The sequence below is a fragment of the Streptomyces sp. NBC_01384 genome, assembly GCF_045040035.1.
GTDB lineage: Bacteria > Actinomycetota > Actinomycetes > Streptomycetales > Streptomycetaceae > Streptomyces.
The window spans coordinates 981,799-1,000,603 of the sequence record NZ_CP109560.1; the positions used below are offsets into that span (position 1 = coordinate 981,799).

18 protein-coding genes and 1 pseudogene are annotated in these 18,805 nt (G+C 68.3%); 10 read left to right on the forward strand and 9 right to left on the reverse strand.

All coding sequences use genetic code 11. The annotated features are described in order from the left end of the window. Positions 1-160 precede the first annotated feature (160 nt). The gene (locus tag OG747_RS52065) at positions 161-283 is read left to right on the forward strand and encodes a hypothetical protein (RefSeq protein WP_331743049.1); all 123 of its coding nucleotides are present in this window, start codon (positions 161-163) and stop codon (positions 281-283) included. Between the two features lie 449 nt (positions 284-732). On the opposite strand, the gene OG747_RS52070 is transcribed toward OG747_RS52065, so the two are convergent. Next, the gene (locus OG747_RS52070; RefSeq protein ID WP_331743047.1) at positions 733-1,242 is read right to left on the reverse strand and encodes a DUF2269 domain-containing protein; all 510 of its coding nucleotides are present in this window, start codon (positions 1,240-1,242) and stop codon (positions 733-735) included. Positions 1,243-1,613: 371 nt separating this feature from the next. Between OG747_RS52070 and OG747_RS52075 the strand changes: the two genes are divergently transcribed. Then, positions 1,614-2,342: a hypothetical protein gene (locus tag OG747_RS52075; protein WP_331765239.1), complete on the forward strand. Its 729-nt coding sequence runs from the start codon at positions 1,614-1,616 to the stop codon at positions 2,340-2,342. A gap of 107 nt (positions 2,343-2,449) precedes the next feature. Here OG747_RS52075 and OG747_RS52080 read toward each other — a convergent pair whose 3' ends face one another. After that, on the reverse strand, positions 2,450-2,839 hold the full coding sequence (locus tag OG747_RS52080; protein WP_331765412.1) for a transposase: 390 nt from the start codon (positions 2,837-2,839) through the stop codon (positions 2,450-2,452). Between the two features lie 232 nt (positions 2,840-3,071). Further along, complete coding sequence (locus OG747_RS52085) at positions 3,072-3,767, reverse strand: TetR/AcrR family transcriptional regulator (protein ID WP_331743041.1); 696 nt, start codon at positions 3,765-3,767, stop codon at positions 3,072-3,074. A gap of 257 nt (positions 3,768-4,024) precedes the next feature. On the opposite strand from OG747_RS52085, the gene OG747_RS52090 reads away from it, so the two are divergent. Beyond that, complete coding sequence (locus OG747_RS52090) at positions 4,025-4,408, forward strand: hypothetical protein (RefSeq protein WP_331743038.1); 384 nt, start codon at positions 4,025-4,027, stop codon at positions 4,406-4,408. 41 nt (positions 4,409-4,449) lie between these two features. On the opposite strand, the pseudogene OG747_RS52095 reads toward OG747_RS52090, so the two are convergent. Then, a pseudogene (locus OG747_RS52095) lies at positions 4,450-4,767 on the reverse strand (DUF6207 family protein); the annotation flags it as partial. Between OG747_RS52095 and OG747_RS52100 the strand changes: the two are divergent. The 3 genes from OG747_RS52100 to OG747_RS52110 all read left to right on the forward strand — a co-directional run bounded on the left by OG747_RS52100 (position 4,651) and on the right by OG747_RS52110 (position 7,886). Then, positions 4,651-5,385 (forward strand): hypothetical protein, encoded by a 735-nt coding sequence (locus OG747_RS52100; protein ID WP_331743035.1) that lies wholly within the window; start codon positions 4,651-4,653, stop codon positions 5,383-5,385. The pseudogene OG747_RS52095 and the gene OG747_RS52100 sit on opposite strands and share 117 nt — an antisense overlap. Positions 5,386-5,936: 551 nt before the next feature. Then, a complete protein-coding gene (locus OG747_RS52105) occupies positions 5,937-6,191 on the forward strand; it encodes a hypothetical protein (RefSeq protein ID WP_331765241.1) in 255 nt (84 codons plus the stop codon). 987 nt (positions 6,192-7,178) lie between these two features. After that, complete coding sequence (locus OG747_RS52110; RefSeq protein ID WP_331743026.1) at positions 7,179-7,886, forward strand: DUF4232 domain-containing protein; 708 nt, start codon at positions 7,179-7,181, stop codon at positions 7,884-7,886. A 67-nt stretch (positions 7,887-7,953) separates the two neighbouring features. Here the strand turns inward: OG747_RS52110 and OG747_RS52115 are convergent, their stop codons facing one another. Next, a complete protein-coding gene (locus OG747_RS52115; protein ID WP_405886449.1) occupies positions 7,954-8,538 on the reverse strand; it encodes a transposase in 585 nt (194 codons plus the stop codon). 424 nt (positions 8,539-8,962) lie between these two features. On the opposite strand from OG747_RS52115, the gene OG747_RS52120 reads away from it, so the two are divergent. The 3 genes from OG747_RS52120 to OG747_RS52130 all read left to right on the forward strand — a co-directional run bounded on the left by OG747_RS52120 (position 8,963) and on the right by OG747_RS52130 (position 14,546). Beyond that, a complete protein-coding gene (locus OG747_RS52120) occupies positions 8,963-10,366 on the forward strand; it encodes a helix-turn-helix domain-containing protein (protein WP_331743023.1) in 1,404 nt (467 codons plus the stop codon). 215 nt (positions 10,367-10,581) lie between these two features. Beyond that, entirely contained in the window at positions 10,582-14,175 is a 3,594-nt protein-coding gene (gene dnaE / locus OG747_RS52125; protein WP_331765242.1) for a DNA polymerase III subunit alpha, read from the forward strand. Further along, positions 14,172-14,546: a DUF6300 family protein gene (locus tag OG747_RS52130; protein WP_331743016.1), complete on the forward strand. Its 375-nt coding sequence runs from the start codon at positions 14,172-14,174 to the stop codon at positions 14,544-14,546. The genes dnaE and OG747_RS52130 overlap by 4 nt, the downstream gene beginning before the upstream one ends. 375 nt (positions 14,547-14,921) lie before the next feature. Here the strand turns inward: OG747_RS52130 and OG747_RS52135 are convergent, their stop codons facing one another. Beyond that, complete coding sequence (locus OG747_RS52135; RefSeq protein WP_405886451.1) at positions 14,922-15,578, reverse strand: DUF4232 domain-containing protein; 657 nt, start codon at positions 15,576-15,578, stop codon at positions 14,922-14,924. Positions 15,579-15,875: 297 nt separating this feature from the next. On the opposite strand from OG747_RS52135, the gene OG747_RS52140 reads away from it, so the two are divergent. After that, positions 15,876-16,379, forward strand: a complete 504-nt coding sequence (locus OG747_RS52140) for a hypothetical protein (RefSeq protein ID WP_405886452.1) — start codon at positions 15,876-15,878, stop codon at positions 16,377-16,379. A gap of 420 nt (positions 16,380-16,799) precedes the next feature. Here OG747_RS52140 and OG747_RS52145 read toward each other — a convergent pair whose 3' ends face one another. The 3 genes from OG747_RS52145 to OG747_RS52155 form a co-directional block, all read right to left on the reverse strand. Beyond that, a complete protein-coding gene (locus OG747_RS52145) occupies positions 16,800-17,237 on the reverse strand; it encodes a hypothetical protein (protein WP_405886453.1) in 438 nt (145 codons plus the stop codon). Positions 17,238-17,290: 53 nt separating this feature from the next. Further along, the gene (locus tag OG747_RS52150) at positions 17,291-17,806 is read right to left on the reverse strand and encodes a SigE family RNA polymerase sigma factor (RefSeq protein WP_331743004.1); all 516 of its coding nucleotides are present in this window, start codon (positions 17,804-17,806) and stop codon (positions 17,291-17,293) included. Between the two features lie 277 nt (positions 17,807-18,083). Then, positions 18,084-18,407: a hypothetical protein gene (locus OG747_RS52155; RefSeq protein WP_331765244.1), complete on the reverse strand. Its 324-nt coding sequence runs from the start codon at positions 18,405-18,407 to the stop codon at positions 18,084-18,086. Between the last annotated feature and the right edge of the window lie 398 nt (positions 18,408-18,805).

An 18,805-nucleotide genomic window follows, 5' to 3' on the forward strand; every position in this document is an offset into this window, starting at 1 on the left:
TCACCACGTAGGACACGGTCTTAGGGGGCAGGATCGTGGTGGAGCCCGATCCCACGGCCGCGGGTGGGTCTTTGCGAAGGCCGGCAGCAGCTGGCGTCTCGACCCGATTGCGGCGAACGGCCAGCCGGGCTTCGCGGCCTATCGCCGTGGCGACAGCGGCGTGTTCGAGTTGCACACCCTGCAGGTGTTCACCGTCACGGACGCCGGCATCAGCAGGACCACCGTGTTCCAGGACATCGAGGTCTTTGCGGCCTTCGGCTTGGACACCAAGAGCGAATCCTGAGGGCTGCTCCGCCCGCCGCGGGCCCCGTGCCGATGTCGGGACGCGGGCGGGTCCCTCTTCGTCGGCTCCGGGGCGGCAAGCCGACCAGATCCGGGCGCATCATCGCTGTTCGGGGCGCTGTCGGCTGCCACTCGAAAAGAATCTCCGCGGGCGCGATGAGTTCTGGCCCGGCCGCCGGTATCTATCTGTGGAGCGAGGGCGACGCGGACATCCTCGTCGTCTTCGACGCCGGAAACGCCATCAGTCGAACTAGACCACGGGCTGCACATGCCCTGAACCGTGCAGCCTTCGCAGCGTCGGGCCAGATGCCTCTGCTTCGGCATGCGGCTGAATAGTCCTCTGCTGTGGAACGTCACGTAATTCGGCTCTGTCGGAGATCTTGTGACGGGGCTGGTGATTCCCCAGGCGCCGACAGGTCGATCGGCATGTTCCCGTAGAACAACGACGCCTCACAGCTGATCACGTCGACGCTGCTGCCGACCTGCACTCGGCGCGGCCGGCCGTCGACCCCATGGCTTGAAGACGGACAGGATGACGTTGGCGAGATACAGCATGAGCGCGACGGCCGGGACGATCACCATGTTGTAGCGGATGAATCCCAGATCCATGGCTGAGATGGGGCCCACCGGATGCCGGGCCACCGCATCCGCCGCGTCGTGCAGTCTGGCAGTGAGGGCGAAAATCGAGGCCACCGTTGCCGCCAGGGTCAGCCAGAACTTGGCACTGACCCAGTAGTACCGAAACAGGCCCCACGGCGTGCCGAGCGCCAGCATCACACCGCTGACCAACGTGAGCAGGCTCAGTGGGATGATCAGAACGTTCCCCAGCATCCCCATCGCCCGGTAGGCGGTCCGCAGGGTGTCGGCATTGTTCGTCGCCAGCGCCGTCGTCCCCAGGGTGAGCAGGCAGAGCATCAGGGCCAACCAACTGACGGAGACGACCACATGCACGACGACCATGCTGTTACGGGCCGTCTGAGGCAACCGGTGGCCTGAACGCCGTTGTGGGCCATCGCCGGCGGGCGTCGTCACCGTCGATGATCCGGTGGAGGGGGGCATAGATACCTCAATCAGGTCAGGGTCACATGCACGCGGCCAGGCTCTCCCTTCTGACCGTCCAGGGCGTCCGTCGGTGGAAGTAACTCCCGCTGCTCCGACGCGAGTACGGTCTGCACCTCCAGCAGTTCAGCGGATGGATCTGTACGCCACCGGGAGTACGCATACGGCCTTCCTGCGCGGGACGTCCCGCAGGAGCCGCTCTGTGATGGTGAAGACAGCGGGGCCGGGACTTCCGCTCCGCCGTCACCACTTACCTCAGGAGGGTCGCCTCCGTGACCACCGCCACGCTCACCCGCACGAGCGCCCAGCGTCGGGACCTTGGCGCTCTGACCGGCGTGCTGTACGTCCTGTTCTTCGTGGCCAGTCTCGTCATCGCCGGGGCGCTGGGCCCGTCCGGCACGGTAACGCCGTACTCCAGCGACGTCGAAGTACAGGCGTATCGGCTGAAGGATCCAGCCACTCTGGAGAACCTCTTCCGCATCCTCGGCCTGCTCCAGGGGCTGTCTGCCCTCGCGCTGCTGGCGTTCGTCCCCTGTCTGACAGCGTTCGTCCGCAGGTACGGCAGCGACGCCCGGGCGGGCATGGTCCGCGCGCTGGCCACCGTCGCCGGAGCTCTCCTCCTGCTCTCCGCCAGCACCAGCTGGGTTCTGGCTCAGATCAGCTCCAAGGCGGAGCTGTCCACGTATCGGGCCGTCTCGGACCTGTCCTTCATCACCGGTGCCGGCCCGGCCATCGCCGCCCTTGGCGTGGCGGTCTTCCTGGTCGCCGCGACGGGACGCGCCAGCCACGCCTTGCCCGCCTGGGTCACGTGGAGCGGCATGGCGATCGGGGTGGCCGGCGTATTGTCGATGAGCTCGCTCGTCGCCGAGGGCGGCTCGGTCTTCGTCCCGGTCGGTCGCTTCCTCGGCTTCGTCTGGTTCGTCGCGCTCAGCGTGTTGCTGTGGCGGCGAGGTGGGCGAACGGATGATCTCACCGGTTTCAGCACGCCGCGGTATCTGTGAGGCCGACGCCGAGCAGGAGCGTGGAAACCGGGTCTGTGGTCACCGTCGGCGGCCGTCGTCCCCATGGGGAAACGGGCGCTGTCGGAGATCTTGTAACCGATGCGCGGTCATGGGCTGTGAAGGACGCGTTTGCGGAGAAGCGGGAGGTGCGCGCGACCGAAGCCCGTGCGCTTGAGGAGCTTGGCTCTCGTGACGTGACCTTCGACCTGGCCCGAGCTCCAGGGGGTGGCGGAGGCGGCAGTGACGGCGCCGAGGTGGCGATGGAAGCCGTTGACCAGCGAGTGCAGGGCGGGCAGGTCGTCGGCCCTGACCCGGTCCATCCAGGCGGGGAGGGCCTCGGCGTTCTGGTTGCGCATCATCGCGGCGAAGTCGCGGACGTGCCTGACGGTGAGGTCCAGGTGCGGACAGCCGGTGCGGATCTCCTTGAGCTCTGCAGCGTCGGCTTCCGGGAGCCGGTCGGGGGCGGTCATGATCCAGCGGACCACACGCCGGGGCATGAACGGCGAAGGCGCCCTCAGCCACCGGCGTCTGCGGATGCCCTGTGAGGTGCGGGCGGCGTGTGACAGCACGGGCCGGGGCAGCCGGAAGACGGCGGTCGGACGGCCCGTGGTCCTGCCGCCCGGAGTGCTGTCCGGGGTCTTCCCGGCCGGTCGGCCGAGGTACCGATCCGGTGTGGCGCCGGTCCGGTGTGATGCGCAGCTGTTGTCCGCGGCCTCGTCTCTCCTGTGGTTAGGACTGCTCGCGGCAGTCCTCTTCGGTGCACTCGAGAGTGACGAGGGTCTGGTCGACCTGCTGGCTGGTCAGAGGAGGTTCGGGCAGTTCGTGGGCGCCCTCGGTGCGGAAGGCGTCGAGCATCAGGTGGAGGTGGCGGCGCCAGGCTTGGGGGGCGATGGTGCGTGTGGCCTGGATGATCCCGGCCTGGGACCAGATCACGAAGGCGATGTCCTGCGCGGTGACGTCGCCGCGCAGGACGCCCTGTTCCTGGGCGTTGCGCATGATCTGGATGCAGAGTTCCTTGGTGCGTTCGTACATCTCGCGGCCGGCCACGTGAAGGGGCAGCCGTGCCGAGACCAGGTCGTTGAAGGCGCGGTCGCAGGCCTGCAGCTTGCAGAGTTTCTCCAGGTAGCGGCAGAACCCCTCCCAGGCGTCGTCCATGGCCGCGGCTTCTTCCGCGGCGGTGAGCAGTTCCGTGTACTTCGCGTTGAAGAGTGTTTCGACCAGGTCGAGCCGGGTGGGGAAGTGGCGGTAGAGCGTGCCGATCGCGACGCCGGCCTCGCGGGCGACGCCCTCCAGGGACGCCCCGAGGCCCTGCTCGGAGAAGGCCGTGCGGGCGGCGGTCACGATCGCGTCCCTGTTGCGCTGTGCGTCACGGCGCAGGGGTTTCGCCGGTGTCTCCCTCGCGGACGGGGCGTGCTGGTGGCTCATGGCTCGAGCGTAACATGAGGCCCCCCTCGAATTCGGTTGTTGTCATGTTTCCGATCGCAATCTCGCCCCTCCGACGTGATGAGCCTCACCGCAAACATGAGGCACCCCTCGGGTACGGTGGCAGAGCCGAACGTGAGGCACCCCTCCGGATGACCTTGCGGCAAGCCGACTGACCCGGGATTTCCGGATCTCGGTTCACATAGAAGCGGCGGCCGCCAGTTCGGCGAAACCGCGGCAGTCTCGCAAGGGAAATGACCATGAACAGCATGACCAAGCGCGTCTCGATCGCACTCGCCTCCACGGCACTGGCCGGCGGAGCCCTTCTCGGAGCCGGCGGCTCGGCGTCGGCAGCCACGACGTCGGTGCCCGTGCAGCACACGCAGTACGTGTCCGCCACCTCCGCGACCAGCAGCGAGCAAGTCGGCCGCCACACGGACGACGACCGCCGCGAGGACCACCGTGGGCAGGACACTGTGCGCTACGTACGGGCTGCGGACCACGAGGGCGAAGCGGCCTCGTGGCGCGGCGTCAGTGCCGCCCGCTGGCACGAGGACCAGGTCGACGAAGCGGCCTCGTGGCACGGTGTCAGCGCCGCCCGCTGGCACGAGGACCAGGTCGTGTGGTCCCTGAACCACAGCTGACGCGGCCCGAGCCGCCCTACTCCGGAACGCCGGCGCCTGCCGACACAGCAACACGGCCGCACCCCCGGCCGACCAGGATCCCGGATCGCGCGCCCCACGGCGGTCCGCACCCGCATTGAGACGAACGCCGCACGCAAGGCGAAGGCACTCTGGCCCTCAGCGCCCGCCACGCCGACCACGGCCAGGCCCGCACCGACACATGAACCTCGTCGACCGCTTCCCTTGCCGATAACTGAGCCTCGTTGGAGCACGCGTACGGCTCGGCCGAGGAGGTACCGGCGCTGCTGACGGCGCTGCGCTCCCCGGACGCCGGGGAACGCCACAAGGCCCTCGACCGCTTCTACGGCGCGGTCCACCACCAGGGCAGCGTGTACCCGCCCACGGCAGCCAGCTTGCCCTTCCTGTTCGAGCTGGCCGCCAACGGCGCCGCGCCCGACCGGGCCGCCGTCGTCGCGCTGCTGGTCAGCATCGGCCGGGAGTCCCTCGACCGGGGCTTCGAGGACGACGGCACCGAGATCGAGTACTACCCGCCGATGGGCTGCGCGCAGGTCGTCGCCTTCCTGCGCGAGCGGGGTGTGGAGTTCGCCGAACTCGCCCGCGACCCCGACCCGGACGTGCGTCTGGCCGCGGTTCCCGGGCTCGGGCTTTTCCTCGACGACGCCGACCGGGCCGCCGCGGTGCTGCGCGAGCGGCTGGCCGCCGAGAGCGGCATCGCGGCGCGGCTGCGGATCGTGGAGGCGGCGGCCACCCTGGCACTGCGCCTGCCGGCGGCCTCGCAACAGGTGATGGACTGGCTCGCCGGGCTCGCCGCCGACCCGGCCCAGAGCCCGGCGACCCGGCTCGCGGCCTTGGTCCAGCGGGCCCGCTGCGCCCCGGATGAGATCGGCGAGGACGTCGTACCGGCCGCCGTCGGCCTGCTGCGCGAGACCGCCCGCGCCATATCCGTGCGGCGGATCGGCGTCGTGTTCGGGATATGAAAGACGGCCTTCGAACCGACGCTGGTGGACCACTATGACGACTGTGCAAAGCGGCAGAACCCATATGGCTGGCAAGAAGATGATCGTCGGCGTTGTGATGGCACTGGGAGCGGCCGGCGCCTGCACGGCTCACGAGTCCGCCCCCGTCAGCAGCAAGCCCCCGTCAGCAGCAAGCGCCCGGCCGTGAGTAAGCACGCGGCCGTGAGTAAGCACGCGGCCGTGAGTAAGCACGCGGCCGTAAAGGCAAGTGTGTCGCCGAGCGCACCGCCTGCTGGAACCAACTTGCGCTTCAGCGGCGACATCATCGGCGTACTTGAGAGTGCTCAACCAAGTACAGACAGACGTGCTCAGTTGGAGATCACCGACGGCGGCGGCATCGAGTACAGGTGCGGCGACTGCCGCAACGTCCTGGAGTTCGACAATCTGGCCTCGTCTCCGACACCCGAGAGGGAACCGCTGCCTGAGCTACCTGCAAGGGAGCAGGCTCCGGCCGATATTCCCGGCAGGGGCCTTCGCCATGTCCATATAATCCTGCCGCGATGAAGAGACGCGTGCAGTTCACCGAGCAGGTTGCGCGGTTCCGTGACTACATGCCGGCCGCAGATCGGGAGAAGTTCCTGCGTCTCGTCGACAGGATCGCAGCTGAGCCTGAAGGCGCCGACAGTCACCTTGCCTACACGACCGACGCCGTGACGCGCTCGGCCTGGGAAGACCAGGTAATGGTCCACTACGTCGTGACGAGCTTCTTCGTGGTCGTCATCGAGACGGACATCTACGACGCGTCGCGCGGCTTCAACGAGGTGTAGGGCCTGTCCGGCGGATCTTGCCGGGTGTGCCCTGGCGTCGGCGCGGAGAGCACGTCGGGGGTATGTGGGGATCAGCCCTCATGGACAAGAGGCTGGCGAGCGCCTCAGCGTGGACCTTGAGGCCGAGGGTTCGGCTCTGGGCCATAGTGGAGTGACTCATCGGGCGACCGTGGCCAACTGCGGTGGCCGCAAAGAGGACTTGGTGCTGGACCGCCGGGAGGCGTTCGTCGGGAGCCTGGCTGGGATCGCGGCCGGGTGCGCGGTGAGGGAGTCGGCACCCGCCCGTGCTGCGCGGCGCCTTCGAGGCCGTCGTCGCCGGGGCCGATCGCCGGATTCGCGGGCCCGGAGTTCTCCCGGATGATCGACGAGAGCCCGACGTTCTCCGCCTGTCCGCGGGGCCCGCACGAATGGTGCGAAGAGGTCTTCGCGGAGGTGCTCGCCGAAGCGACCGGTGCGGCGGGCGGCGTCACCCCGCGTATGGCGGCGGCGCTCGTCGCGGCCGTGCACCGGGTGCTGTTCCGGCCGATCCAGGACCTCACCCTCGGTGGGCGGGCCAGCCCCGAGACCGCGGAAATCGTGGCAGACGAGGCGAGTCGATGCGTGCCTTCGATGTGCTGGAAACCTGGCCTCGCGGACCGGGCGGTGCGGCCGGGCGGCTGCTCCCGTGAGCGAGCGGAGCGGGATGAGGAGGGCAGGCGATCGGTTGTGGTCCGTCGGGTTACGGGTCTGTCCCAACGGGCGGCGGCTGCGAACGGGTGCGCGACGGTGGCGGGAACCGCCGTCCCGGCTGGCCGGCGGCGCGTCCCGGCGCGGTCTGCCCGGTGATGGCGCGCGTTGTGCCTGGCTGCGCGTGTAACAGGGATGTCTTATGAGGTGACTGTATGGAACGGTCCACCGGGCCGGGCCGGTCCTGTTGGTCGGAAACGCTCGCTCGTACCGACCCGTATCGAGCGGCCGACACTGCCAACCGATACTGAGGAAGAATCGATGCGCGTTCACAAGCTCACTTTCGCCGCCCTGGCCGTCGCCGCCGGTCTCTCGCTCACGGCCTGCCAGAACGACGACGCCGGCACGGGACAGAGTGACCCGTCGTCCGCGTCCACCGTGTCGTCCGGGGCCACCGCGTCGTCCTCGGGCGGCGGTTCGGACTCGGGCAGTTCGGACCAGGGCGGCGCGAAGGACTCCGCCGGGACGAGCTCCGCGACGAACTCCGGCGCAACGAGCTCCGGCGGGACGGGTACGGCTGCCGGGACCGGCTCCAACGCGAACGCCAAGGTCGGCAAGTGCCGCACCGACGAGTTGGAGATCACGGCGAAGGACAACACCATCGACGGCGACCCCGACGGCACCGTCGTGGTCGAACTGACGAACCGCAGTGGCCGGGACTGCACGATCTCCGGGTACGCGGGCGTCGACCTGAAGACCAGCGCGGGATCGCTGTCCGCGAAGCGCACCGGCCAGCAGGCCGGCTCGGCCATCCTCAAGAACGGGAAGTCGACGTACTTCCCCGTCAACTACCCGTTCAACAAGTCGGGCGGCTCCGGCGTCCGCGTCACCGGGCTGGTGGTGACTCCGCCGGACGAGACGAAGTCGGTCACCCTCAACTGGCCGGGCGCCGCCACGCTGCCCGTCACGGACGGCTCCGGCTCCCCGGTGAAGATCGGCCCGGTCGGAAGCGCCGGTCAGGGCGGCTGACCCGCACGCCGCCAGGGGCGTTCAGCGCTCTGTGTCGTGCCTGGCAGGCGCATCACCGGCCGCAGGCTCACGAGTGAGGGACGGCGAGCTGTGCGGGCGCGAGGCCTGCGCCCGGCCGAGGGGGGTAACGCTGTGGAGCGCGAACGGGCGTTGCTGGTCGAGTACGGCCAGTTGCGCAAGGACTGCCATCACGGACAAGGATCGGTCTGAGCAGCTCGTCGAGATCGTCTCGGTGCTGTTGCGCCGGTCCGTACCTGGCGACTCCTTGCATCTGTACGACCTGGGTGTGACAGAACGAGCGGGCATCGCTGGTGGCGGCGTCTGGCCGCAGCCACGGCGAGACGTCCACGGCCAGGACCAGACGGCCGTCGGCCGCCCGCGGCAACGCCACTGACGCCAGCACTCGCCGCAGCCGGGCGATCTCGATGCGACCGTGGTTGAGACCGCCGTACAACGCGCTGTGCCCGCGCCGGTGTTCGGGCGCAAGAGCAAGACCGACCAGTGTCTTCACCGGCCCGTCCGTGCACAGCAAGGCGTCGGTCAGCTCGAACAGTGCATCTGCCCGCCCGGTCAAGCAGTCGTAGAAGTCCGCCCGGAAGCATGACAGTTGCCCAAGTGCATCCTGCAGGATATCCACACACGGCAGACTCATCCCCACGGCCTTCCTGCTGAACGGTGTATCTGTGACGGAGCACAGCATCAGCGGAAGGCCGTTCCCACGTGCCCTGATCTGGGCAAACCCCACTCACGTGTGAAACACGTTCGAGGCCAGACGATAAACGACAAGCGTACGTCCAGCAGTCCGGGCGTCACCGCAGCTCAGAAGGGATGTGAACGATGTAACCGGACGTCAAGCTCAGGATGGCCAGCCGGTGCAAGTCCGGTCCGGGGAGACGCCAGGGTCCCCGGTAGCTGGCTCCCGGCGTCACTCGAAATGGTGGTGTCGAAGTGGAGTGACAAGCGCCCCTCGGGGGCGTGCAACCGACGAGTCCGCAACATGAAGTGAAGCCTGCAGCGTCGTCATTTAACCCCCGCTCCGTTGGGGCGGGCCAAGGAGGAGCCGAGCCTGTGCTTGTTTGGCGAAGCTGGCCGACCGTCTTACCGACCGGCTGGAAGAAGCCGGTGGCGGGGCCCTGGTGCGCGAGCCAATGGGCTGGCTGCTCGGTCGCGGCATGGTCCACCGGCAGGCCTGCCCGGATCCGCGGTGTGATGACGGGATCCGCCTGGACACCGGCAGCAACTGCCCGAGGTGCGAAGACGTGGTCCAGGTCCGAAGGGCATGGCGGTCGCAGATCACGGCTGAGGTCGATGAGCGGATGCCGGGCGCCGCCCTCGCCGGACGCCGGGCTGCCATCGAGGGCGGGCTGCGCCGACGGGCGGTGATCGAGGCCGAGGACGCTGCGATCCGGCATGCGAAGGCTGAGCGCCGCCAGGCCGCCTGCGCTGCGGCGGAGGCCCGTGTCCAGACCGAGCACAAGTTCGCGGCCGTCGCCGAAGCCCTCCTGCAGGCCGAGCCGTGCGCGGACTGCGGCGCGCAGCACTCCAGTGGGCTGTGCGAGGCATGCGGCTACCGGCGGGAAACGCGCCGCCTAGCCGCTGAGGCGGGGTTGATCGCGGCCGTGTGGTCGGCCGACTTGAGGGACGCCGACGACGTCCAGGCGGTGGCCGCCGACGTGAGGGCCTCGCTGGAGCGGGACGCGGCGGCCGCACAGGAACGGTTCCTGCAGCTGATGGACCCAGCGGAGATCGAGGCCGACCAGCAGCGCGTGGACACGTGCCTGGCGTTCAACGCCTTGCAGGCCGTCCAGGCCGCGCTTCCGGAGTACCGGCGGGCGGCGCTTGCGATGCTGGCGCGCACGCCGGAGGCGGAGGCCGAAGCACGGCGGGCGTACGCCACCGAGCAAGGCCGCCGCCAGCACCGCCGGTACCCCGACAGGCCGGTCGCGGTCACCGCCGCCGAACAGGCCGCGGACACGGCCCGCGAGCGCACCGCCCAACACCTACAGTTCTCAACGCCATCAAGGACGACCCGAGTTGGAGGGGGCGGGGTGCAGCATGACGTACTGCGGGCATTTCGCTTCGCGCTTGACCCCACTGCGGCACAGACGGCGGTGCTTGTCCGGCATGCGGGTGCGGCTCGCTGGGCGTTCAACCACGCTCTGGGCATGAAGGCGGCCGCGCACAAGGAGTGGCGGCGCCAGGTCCAGGAGCTGACGGGGCAGGGGATGTCGGAGGCGGAGGCCCGCAAGAAGGTGCGGGTATCCGTGCCGACGAAGCCGACGATCCAGAGGCACCTGAATCAGATCAAGGGAGACTCGCGAACCGGTGGTCTGCCGGAGGGCGTGCACGGTCCGGCACGGCCGAGTCCGTGGTGGCACGAGGTGAACACCCACGCGTTCCAGTCGGCGTTCATCGACGCGGACCGGGCCTGGACGAACTGGCTGGGGTCGTTCAGAGGGGCGCGCGCGGGCACCAGCTGAGGCATTCCGGGCTGTCTCGGGCTCCTGAAGATCGCCGTCGACACGCGATAAGCCGCCACGCCGAGGAGCGTTTCGACTTCGTTCTGGGAGAGTGCGAGGTCACCAGGGAAGGGCTTGGCCGAGAGGGCTTTGAGGTCGTTTCAGGGCCGGATCTGATCATCGTTTGGGGGCTAGGGTGAAGTCCTTCCCGCGACTGCTCCGGAGGTGTCCTCCCGGTGACGGATTCCTTTGTTCACCTGCACAATCACACCGAATATTCGATGCTCGACGGCGCGCAGAAGCTCAAGCCGATGTTCGCCGAAGTCGAGCGTCAGGGCATGCCGGCCGTCGCCATGAGCGACCACGGCAACATGTTCGGTGCGTACGAGTTCCATCAGGTGTCCAAGGGTGTCGACGGCGTCAAGCCGGTCATCGGGATCGAGGCCTACGTCGCGCCGTCCTCGCGCCGGAACCGCAAGCAGGAGTTCTGGGGGCCGGGCGGCCAGCGGGCCATGTCGGACGACGGTGAGGGCTCGAAGGACGTCTCCGGCGGTGGCCGGTTCACGCACATGACGATGTGGGCGCAGAACGTCCAGGGTCTGAAGAACCTCTTCTACCTGTCGACCGAGGCCAGCTACACCGGTCAGTTCCCGGCGGGCAAGCCGCGGATGGACATGGAGCTGATCAGCGAGCACGCAGTCGGCATCATCGCCACGACGGGCTGCCCGTCCGGGGCGATCCAGACGCGGCTGCGGCTGAACCAGTACGACGAGGCCCGTGAAGTCGCTGGCGCCTACCAGGACATCTTCGGCAAGGAGAGTTACTTCCTGGAGCTGATGGACCATGGGCTGTCCATCGAGAAGGACGTCCGCGACGGGCTGTTGCGGCTGGCCAAGGATCTGGACATTCCGCTGCTGGCCACGAACGACGCGCACTATGTGCACGAGGATCAGGCCGATGCGCATGACAACCTGCTGTGCATCGGGGTGGGCAAGAACAAGGACGACCCGAAGCGGTTCCGGTTCCAGGGCAGCGGCTATTACCTCAAGACCGCCGCCGAGATGCGGGAGCTGTTTGCGGAGCTGCCGGAGGCCTGCAACAACACCCTCCTGATCGCCGAGCGCATCGAGTCCTACGACTCCGTCTTCGAGAACGTCGACGAGATGCCGCAGTACCCGGACGTGCCGGAGGGGGAGACGCAGGAGTCCTGGCTGCGCAAGGAATGCCTCCAGGGCCTGGCCATGCGCTACGGCGACCCGATCCCGGCCGAGGTCATGGAGCGCTTCGAGACCGAGATGACGGTCATCGGCCCCATGGGCTTCTCCTCCTACTTCCTCGTGGTCGCCGACATCTGCCGCCACGCCCGCGACAACAAAATCCCGGTCGGGCCCGGCCGCGGGTCGGCCACCGGCTCGATCGTCGCGTACGCGACCCGCATCACCGAGCTGTGCCCGCTCGAGCACGGCCTGCTCTTCGAACGCTTTTTGAACCCTGAGCGCATCAACCCGCCGGATGTCGACCTCGACTTCGACGACCGCCAGCGCGACGCCATGGTCCGCTACGTCACCGAGAAGTACGGCGACGAGTACACCGCCATGGTCAACACCTTCGGCAAGATCAAAGCCAAGAACGCGATCAAGGACTCGTCCCGCATCCTCGGCTACCCCTTCCAGCACGGCGAGCGCATCACCAAGGCGCTCCCGCCGGACATCATGGGCAAGTCGATCCCGCTGGACGGCATCTTCGACTCCGCGCACCCGCGCTACGGCGAGGCCGGCGAAATCCGGACGATGTACGAGAACGAGCCGGAGGTGAAGAAGGTCATCGACACCGCCAAGGGTGTCGAAGGCCTGACCCGCGGCACCGGCGTGCACGCGGCCGCGGTCATCCTGTCCAAGACGAAGCTGACCGAGCGCATCCCGCTGCACATGCGCGCCAAGGACGGCGTCAAGATCACCGGCTTTGACTACCCCAGCTGCGAAAACATGGGGCTGGTCAAGATGGACTTCCTGGGCCTGCGCAACCTGGGCGTGATCGACCACGCGCTGACGAACATCCGCGAGAACCGCGGCGTCAAGCTGGCCACCGTCGACCCGGGCAACGGCGACACCAGCGTCACCGTGATCCCGCTGGATGACAGGAAGACCTTCGAGCTTCTGGGCCGCGGCGACACGTTCGGCGTGTTCCAGCTCGACGGCGGCGGCATGCGCGCGCTGCTGAAGCTGATGGAGCCCTCCCGCTTCGAAGACATCGCGGCCGCCCTCGCCCTGTACCGGCCCGGCCCGATGGCCGCCAACGCGCACACCAACTACGCGCTGCGGCAGAACGGCAAGCAGGACCCGGACCCGATCCACCCCGAGCTGAAGGAAGTCCTGGACCCAATCCTGGGCTCCACCCACCACCTGCTCATCTTCCAAGAGCAGATCATGGCCATCGCCCGGACCTTGGCCGGGTACACGCTCGGTGGCGCCGACATGCTGCGCCGCGCGATGGGCAAGAAGAAGCCCGAGGTGCTGGCCGCCGAGTGGCAGAAGTTCCACGACGGCATGGCCGACAACGACTACTCGGAGGAGTCCATCAAGGCGATCTGGGACGTCATGCTCCCGTTCTCCGGCTACGCGTTCAACAAGTCCCACACCGCAGGCTACGGACTCGTCTCCTACTGGACCGCCTACCTCAAGGCCAACTACCCCGCCGAGTACATGGCGGCCCTGCTCACCTCTGTCGGTGACGACAAGGACAAGGCCGGCATCTACCTCGCCGATGCCCGCAAGCTCGGCGTCACCGTCCTCGCGCCGGATGTGAACGAGTCGCTCGCCGAGTTCGCGGCCGTGGGCGACGACGTCCGCTTCGGACTGCTGTCAGTGCGCAACGTGGGCGACAACGTCATCGAATCGATCATCGCGGCCCGCAAGTCCAAGGGGAAGTTCACTTCGTTCTCCGACTTCCTCGACAAGGTCGACCTGCCCGCGCTGAACAAGCGGGCTGTGGAATCCCTCATCAGGTCCGGCGCCTTCGACTCCCTCGGACACACCCGCAAGGGACTGTCCGCCGCCCACGAGAGCGCCATCGACGCAGTCGTCCCGCTCAAGAAGGCAGCCGCCTACGGACAGGACGATCTCTTCGCCGGCCTCGGCGATGCAGCCAGCGACGACAGCTTCAGCCTGGACGTGCCGGTCAGCGACGACGAATGGCCCCGCAAGCAACTACTGTCCATCGAACGCGAGATGCTCGGCATGTACGTCTCCGCGCACCCGCTGGACGGCACCGAGCACATCCTGTCCAACAACCGCGACACCACCATCGTGGACCTGCTGGCCTCAGGGCGCACCGAAGGCGTGGTCCGCCTCTCCGGCCTGATCACCAGCGTCCAGCCCAAGATGACCAAACAAGGCAACGCCTGGGCCATCGTCAACCTCGCCGACCGTGACGGAGCGATCGAGGTCCTCTTCTTCCCCGCCACCTACCAGATGGTCGCCGCCGCCCTGGTGGAGGACAGCGTCATCACCGTGCAAGGCCGCGTCAACGACCGCGACGGCGCCATCAGCATCTTCGGGCAGGAACTGCAGGTCCTCGACGTGACCTCCGCCGAACGCGACGGCGCAGCCCCCGTCCAGCTTCGGCTGCCCTATCACCGCATCAACGAGCTGTGCATCAACGAACTCAAACGCATCATGGGTGCCCACCCCGGCCAGAATCCCGTTCAACTCGCGGTGCGCGGCCCGCAGAAAACCATCGTCTACCAGCTTCCCTCGCTGGTGAACGCCGCTAGCATCGCCTCAGACATCAAGGGATCCTTTGGCCCGGAGGCGTGGCAAGGGGTGGCGTGAGCGAGGAAGCCAGTACAGGCGAGCCGCACGACTTAGAAGAGATCGTCCTCAACGTCGAAGTGACACCACCTTGCCCCAGTTGCAGCCAGCCGACGATACTGCTGGCCCGCTATCCCCACAGCTGGCGCAACAACAAGGGCGGCACCGTCAGCGGCTTCAGAGAAGCCGTGCTGTGCCGAGTCTGCGACCGCGATGACTCGGCCGCCGCACCGCTGGTCGCCCTCTATGAAGAGGATGGTTCCTTCCCTGCCGACAAACTCGATGTCTTCGTGCCACTCGCCGAGGTGTGGGTCGAAAACCGCCGGAACACCGCCGTCGACGAGACACTCCTCAACGAGCAGGAGCGGCTCTGGCGAGGCGGCGAGCTGTAGAGGTGTGCTCGCTGGCTTCACCAATGAGTCGTGGCCACACTCAACTCACAGACGGGGCCAGTACCCACTGGTAGAGCCAGACGGCGGTGTTTCCGGCCGATCCACGACAGTTTCCGTTGCGAAGCTGCTCGGAGTCTCCCGTACGGCCTTGTGCAAGTACGTGCCGGAGCTGGCCGCGGGGCGGAACTCTCTCATCGCTGGTTCGGCGCCGGCGCTCCCTGCTCCTCGCACCTGATATCGCGAACCCTCCGCCGGGGCGGGCAAGCGCCGTGTCCTGGCGCATCGGCCACTGGAGTCGACGCTGACGCGCAGGTCCCGTCTCCTCGGGTCTGCGTCCGCGATGCGGACGGGGCTCTCGTGGGCCGGTGCGGGCCGTCAGCCGCCGGCGGGGCCGGTGTAGGTGCCCGGGTGCGTGGCGCCGTCCTGGAGCAGGAGACTGCCACCGGGCCAGGTCAGGGTGGTCGAGGTGGTCTCGTTCGGCGGGGTGATGACGACCGAGGTGGCCTTGAACTCGGTGCCGCTGCCCTGGTTCCACGGCAGGAAGGTGATGGTGAACGTCGTGCTGCTGCCGGCGGCCAGGGTGACCTTCTTGGGCGTCGCACTGCTGCGGGTCAGCGACCAGCTGCCGCCGGAGGACTTCAGGTCGACCCCGGGGAAGCCCTGGATGGTGCACGCGGCGGACGTCTTGTTCATGAGCACCACGGCCAGCTGCTGCTGGTCGTCCGAGCTGCTGACCTTGCCGTCGCCGGAGCCGAACGAGAAGCCCAGCCCGGCGGTGTGGCAGCGGCCCGCGCCGGTGCTGCCGGTGCTGGTGTCCGTACTACTGGCGCCCGTGCTGCTGCCCGTGCCCTTGGTGGCACCCGCGTTTTCGGCCGGGGTGCCGCTGGACGCGGTGGTCGCGGGCGAGGAGACGGGTGCGGACGACTGACTGTCCGAGGCGCTGCTGCCGCCGCTGCCGCTCCCGCAGGCGGTGAGCGTCAGGGCCAGCGCGGACGTGGCGGCGAGTGCGGCGGCGGCGTGGAACAGTCGCATGGTGGTTCTTCCCCGTTGCATGTATGGGCGCCGGTGGGCTCCGTGTTGATCACCATTGTGCGAGGGGAGTCTCGACAGCCTTGTACTAGAAATGTCCTGACCTCGCAGCAGCCCTCCAGGAAGGCTTTCAGGGCACTCGCCGGCGGATCCGGATCCGCCGCCCCGCACTCGCATCGCCAGAACGCTCTTTGTCGACGCCTATGACAACAGCAGCGAGGGAGCGAACCGAGCGGCAGACGGCGTGAGCTGGGCCACTTGCCCTTGGCGAGCTGGTCGACGCGTGGGGCGATGGCTCCGATGGCGGCGAGCGTCTCGGTGACGACCGCGTGCCGTGACCGGCACGCCCAGCAGACGCAGCAGCGCGCGGAACTGCGGCAGGTGTTGGTCCGCTTTCTCACCCGGCTCGCCGCAATGCGCCGCCTGCAGAACGAGCGCTCCGTACTGAGGGAGGCTGGCGCGTCCGGCGCAGTGCAGGCAGCCGCGAAGCTGGCCGCGCTCGAAGCGCGCACCGCCGTCGGCGAGGCCCTGACCGAACTCCAGCTGCTCGCCGCCGACCCGCGCGTCCTGGAGCTCGCGCCCGCGTCATCGACAAGGCGCTGCAGGCTTCACTTCATGTTGCAGACTGGCCGGTTGCACGCCGCCAGAGGGCTCTTGTCACTCCACTTCGACGCCGCCCTTTCGAGTGACGCCGGAGTCAGCTACCGGGGACCCTGGCGTCTCCCCGGACCGGACTTGCAGTGGCTGGCTATCCTGAGCTTGGCGTCCGGTTACATCGTTCACATCCCTTCTGGGCTGAGGTGACGTCCGGACTGCGCACTGGGGGGGAGCCATCTCGCCCTCGGCCCTCTGCTTGGGCACGGCCTGGTCCTGCCACGGGCATCATCAGCGCACCACGTCCAACCGGAACGGGCAGCACCGCCCGGACGACCCGCCACTCCGCCTCCGTGATGTCGGAGACATAGCTCGAGGTGCGCTCCGGTCGGTCTGCCGCGTTGCCGAACCTGTGCGCGAGGCAGTCACACGACAGGGACGACGAGCTGGACTCCACGCACGCGAGCGCGAAAGACTGCGACAACAGGGCCTCCTGGTACTCGGTTGGGATCGCACCCCCGAACTACCAAGAAGCCCTGCTGCCATGCGCCAAACCTCGCGCGATCACCCGATCAGGAACCCAGTTCGACCAGGCCATACACGTGATCGACAAGCGGATGGCGTCTCAGATCAGTCGGCGCACAGGGTCAGGTTGACCGTGTCGCCGGACTTGACGATCTTCGGGGTGTGCGGGTCCACACCTACCACCGAACCGGGCTTGCAGTTCTTGACGGCCTTCTTGGTGACGGTGCCGAGCTTCGTCTGCGTCTTCAGGAGCGCCTCCTTGGCGAGCACCAGGTCCAGGCGCGAGAAGTCGATCGGGACGGTCACGCCGTGGTCGTCGAACAGCAGGGTGGTGGCGTCGCTCTTGGTGACCGTCCTGCTCGCCGCCGAGTGCGAGCCGCCCGCGACCGAGGTGGCCAGAGCGGTTCCCCCGCCCGCCACGAGGAGGGCGGCGGCGACGGCGCCGATGCCGACGGCCCGCCTGCGCCGGGTGCGGCGCACGATCCGGGGCGCGTCGAAGTCGGGCGCCTCGGCGGAGTTCGCGTAACGGTTCATGGCGTTCATCAGTTCCTCTTCGAAAGATGTGCAGCCGGAAGGCCGTGCGTCGCCGTACGAAGTCATCGGATTCCTTCCGTGTGCTGGCGTGGTGAAGGGTCGGAGAGTGCGGGGAACTGGCTTCTGAGCTTCTCGATCCCCCGGGCGAGCTGGGAGCGCACCGTGCTCGGCGAGATGCCCAGGTCGGCCGCGATCTCGGTGTCCGAGAGGTCGTGGAAGTACCGCAGTACCACCACCGTCCGCATCCGCATGGGCAGTTGCTGCAGCGCGCGCACCAACTGGTCCCTGCTGTCGACCTGTCCGTACTCGTCGCCGCGGGCGGCCCGGTCGGGGCCGTCCGCCTGCAAAGCCGTACGGCGGAAGCGGCGCCAGCGGTCGTTGGCCAGGTTTACCATGATCCGCCGCACATAGGCCTCCGGGGCGTCCTTGGCGGAGATCGTGCGCCACTTGCGGCAGGCCCGCTCCAGGGTCTCCTGGACCAGATCCTCGGCGGCGTCGCGGTTCCCCGTCAGAACGAGGGCGCCCCGGAACAGCGCGGCCGACCGGGCGGCGACGAAACCGTCGAAGTCCGTCTCCACACGCTCCTCCCTTCCTGTCACCCCTCCTCGACGGAGACACCCCGGGATCTGCTGCACGTACGCGATGAGACCTGAGTCACAGCAGCAACAGAGTCGTGCGGCACCCGGGCGGACCAACATCCCCGCTGACCCGGTCGCTGTAACCGGCAGGAGCGAATACCGCATCGAGCACGACTGCATGGGCGAGGCCCGCGTCCCCGCCGACGCCAAGTGGCGGGCCCATTCCGGGCGTGCCGTCGAGAACTGACGCGCACACCACCGATCTGCGGACCTGGCTTCAGACAGCCGCCACCGCGAGCGCGGTGAACACCCCCGGCCGCACCTGGAGCGCCCACCCCCTCTCCACCAGACGCTTCGCCTTCGACCGCAGCCCTTCCACCTTCGCCGGGATCGCCTCCAACCCCAGCGCGACGGCCAGCTGCTGGCAGCGCATGCCTTCCCGGCCCGCTTCAGACTCCAGCACCGACAAGATCCGCTGATAATCCGGCGCGAGGGTCTGCGCCGACACGCCCGTCTGCCGCCGGGGCACTGTCGAACCCGCCACCGCGCTTCCCGCGGGCTCCGCGACCACGCAAGGCGGCCCGGCCAGCACCTCGGCCACGTGAGGGACGTGCTGACCAGGTCGGTGGCCCAGACGTAGAGGTCCGGGTCGGCGTCCGGTTGCTGTGCCCGCTCGGCGAGGGCGTCCTGCAGGCCGAGCAGCCAGTCCCGGGCGATGTCGGTGTCGAGTTCGGCGGTGACGGTTCTGGCCGCGAGGGGCAGGAGCTTGTCGGGTGCGGCGGCGATCGCGCGGGCTGCGCCGGCGGCGAGCACGGGCTGGGTGGGGGCGGCGCGGGCGAGGACGGTCAGGGCCCGGTGCTGTTGGTCTTCCTCGAGGTAGGGGTGGGGCAGCAGGCGTTCGATGAACTGCCCTCCGCTCTTGCATTCGACTTCCGCTACGAGAGCGGTGCAGAGCAGGTCGGGGCCCATGGAGCCCCAGTGGGCTCCGTTGCCGGAGGG

Bases quoted from the DNA above. Each gene is read 5' to 3' on its own strand.
- OG747_RS52070 (WP_331743047.1), bottom strand. From the start codon at position 1,242: ATGGTCGTCGTGCATGTGGTCGTCTCCGTCAGTTGGTTGGCCCTGATG.
- OG747_RS52080 (WP_331765412.1), bottom strand. From the start codon at position 2,839: ATGCCCCGGCGTGTGGTCCGCTGGATCATGACCGCCCCCGACCGGCTC.
- OG747_RS52085 (WP_331743041.1), bottom strand. From the start codon at position 3,767: ATGAGCCACCAGCACGCCCCGTCCGCGAGGGAGACACCGGCGAAACCC.
- OG747_RS52090 (WP_331743038.1), top strand. From the start codon at position 4,025: ATGAACAGCATGACCAAGCGCGTCTCGATCGCACTCGCCTCCACGGCA.
- OG747_RS52110 (WP_331743026.1), top strand. From the start codon at position 7,179: ATGCGCGTTCACAAGCTCACTTTCGCCGCCCTGGCCGTCGCCGCCGGT.
- OG747_RS52115 (WP_405886449.1), bottom strand. From the start codon at position 8,538: ATGAGTCTGCCGTGTGTGGATATCCTGCAGGATGCACTTGGGCAACTG.
- OG747_RS52135 (WP_405886451.1), bottom strand. From the start codon at position 15,578: ATGCGACTGTTCCACGCCGCCGCCGCACTCGCCGCCACGTCCGCGCTG.
- OG747_RS52140 (WP_405886452.1), top strand. From the start codon at position 15,876: ATGGCGGCGAGCGTCTCGGTGACGACCGCGTGCCGTGACCGGCACGCC.
- OG747_RS52145 (WP_405886453.1), bottom strand. From the start codon at position 17,237: ATGAACGCCATGAACCGTTACGCGAACTCCGCCGAGGCGCCCGACTTC.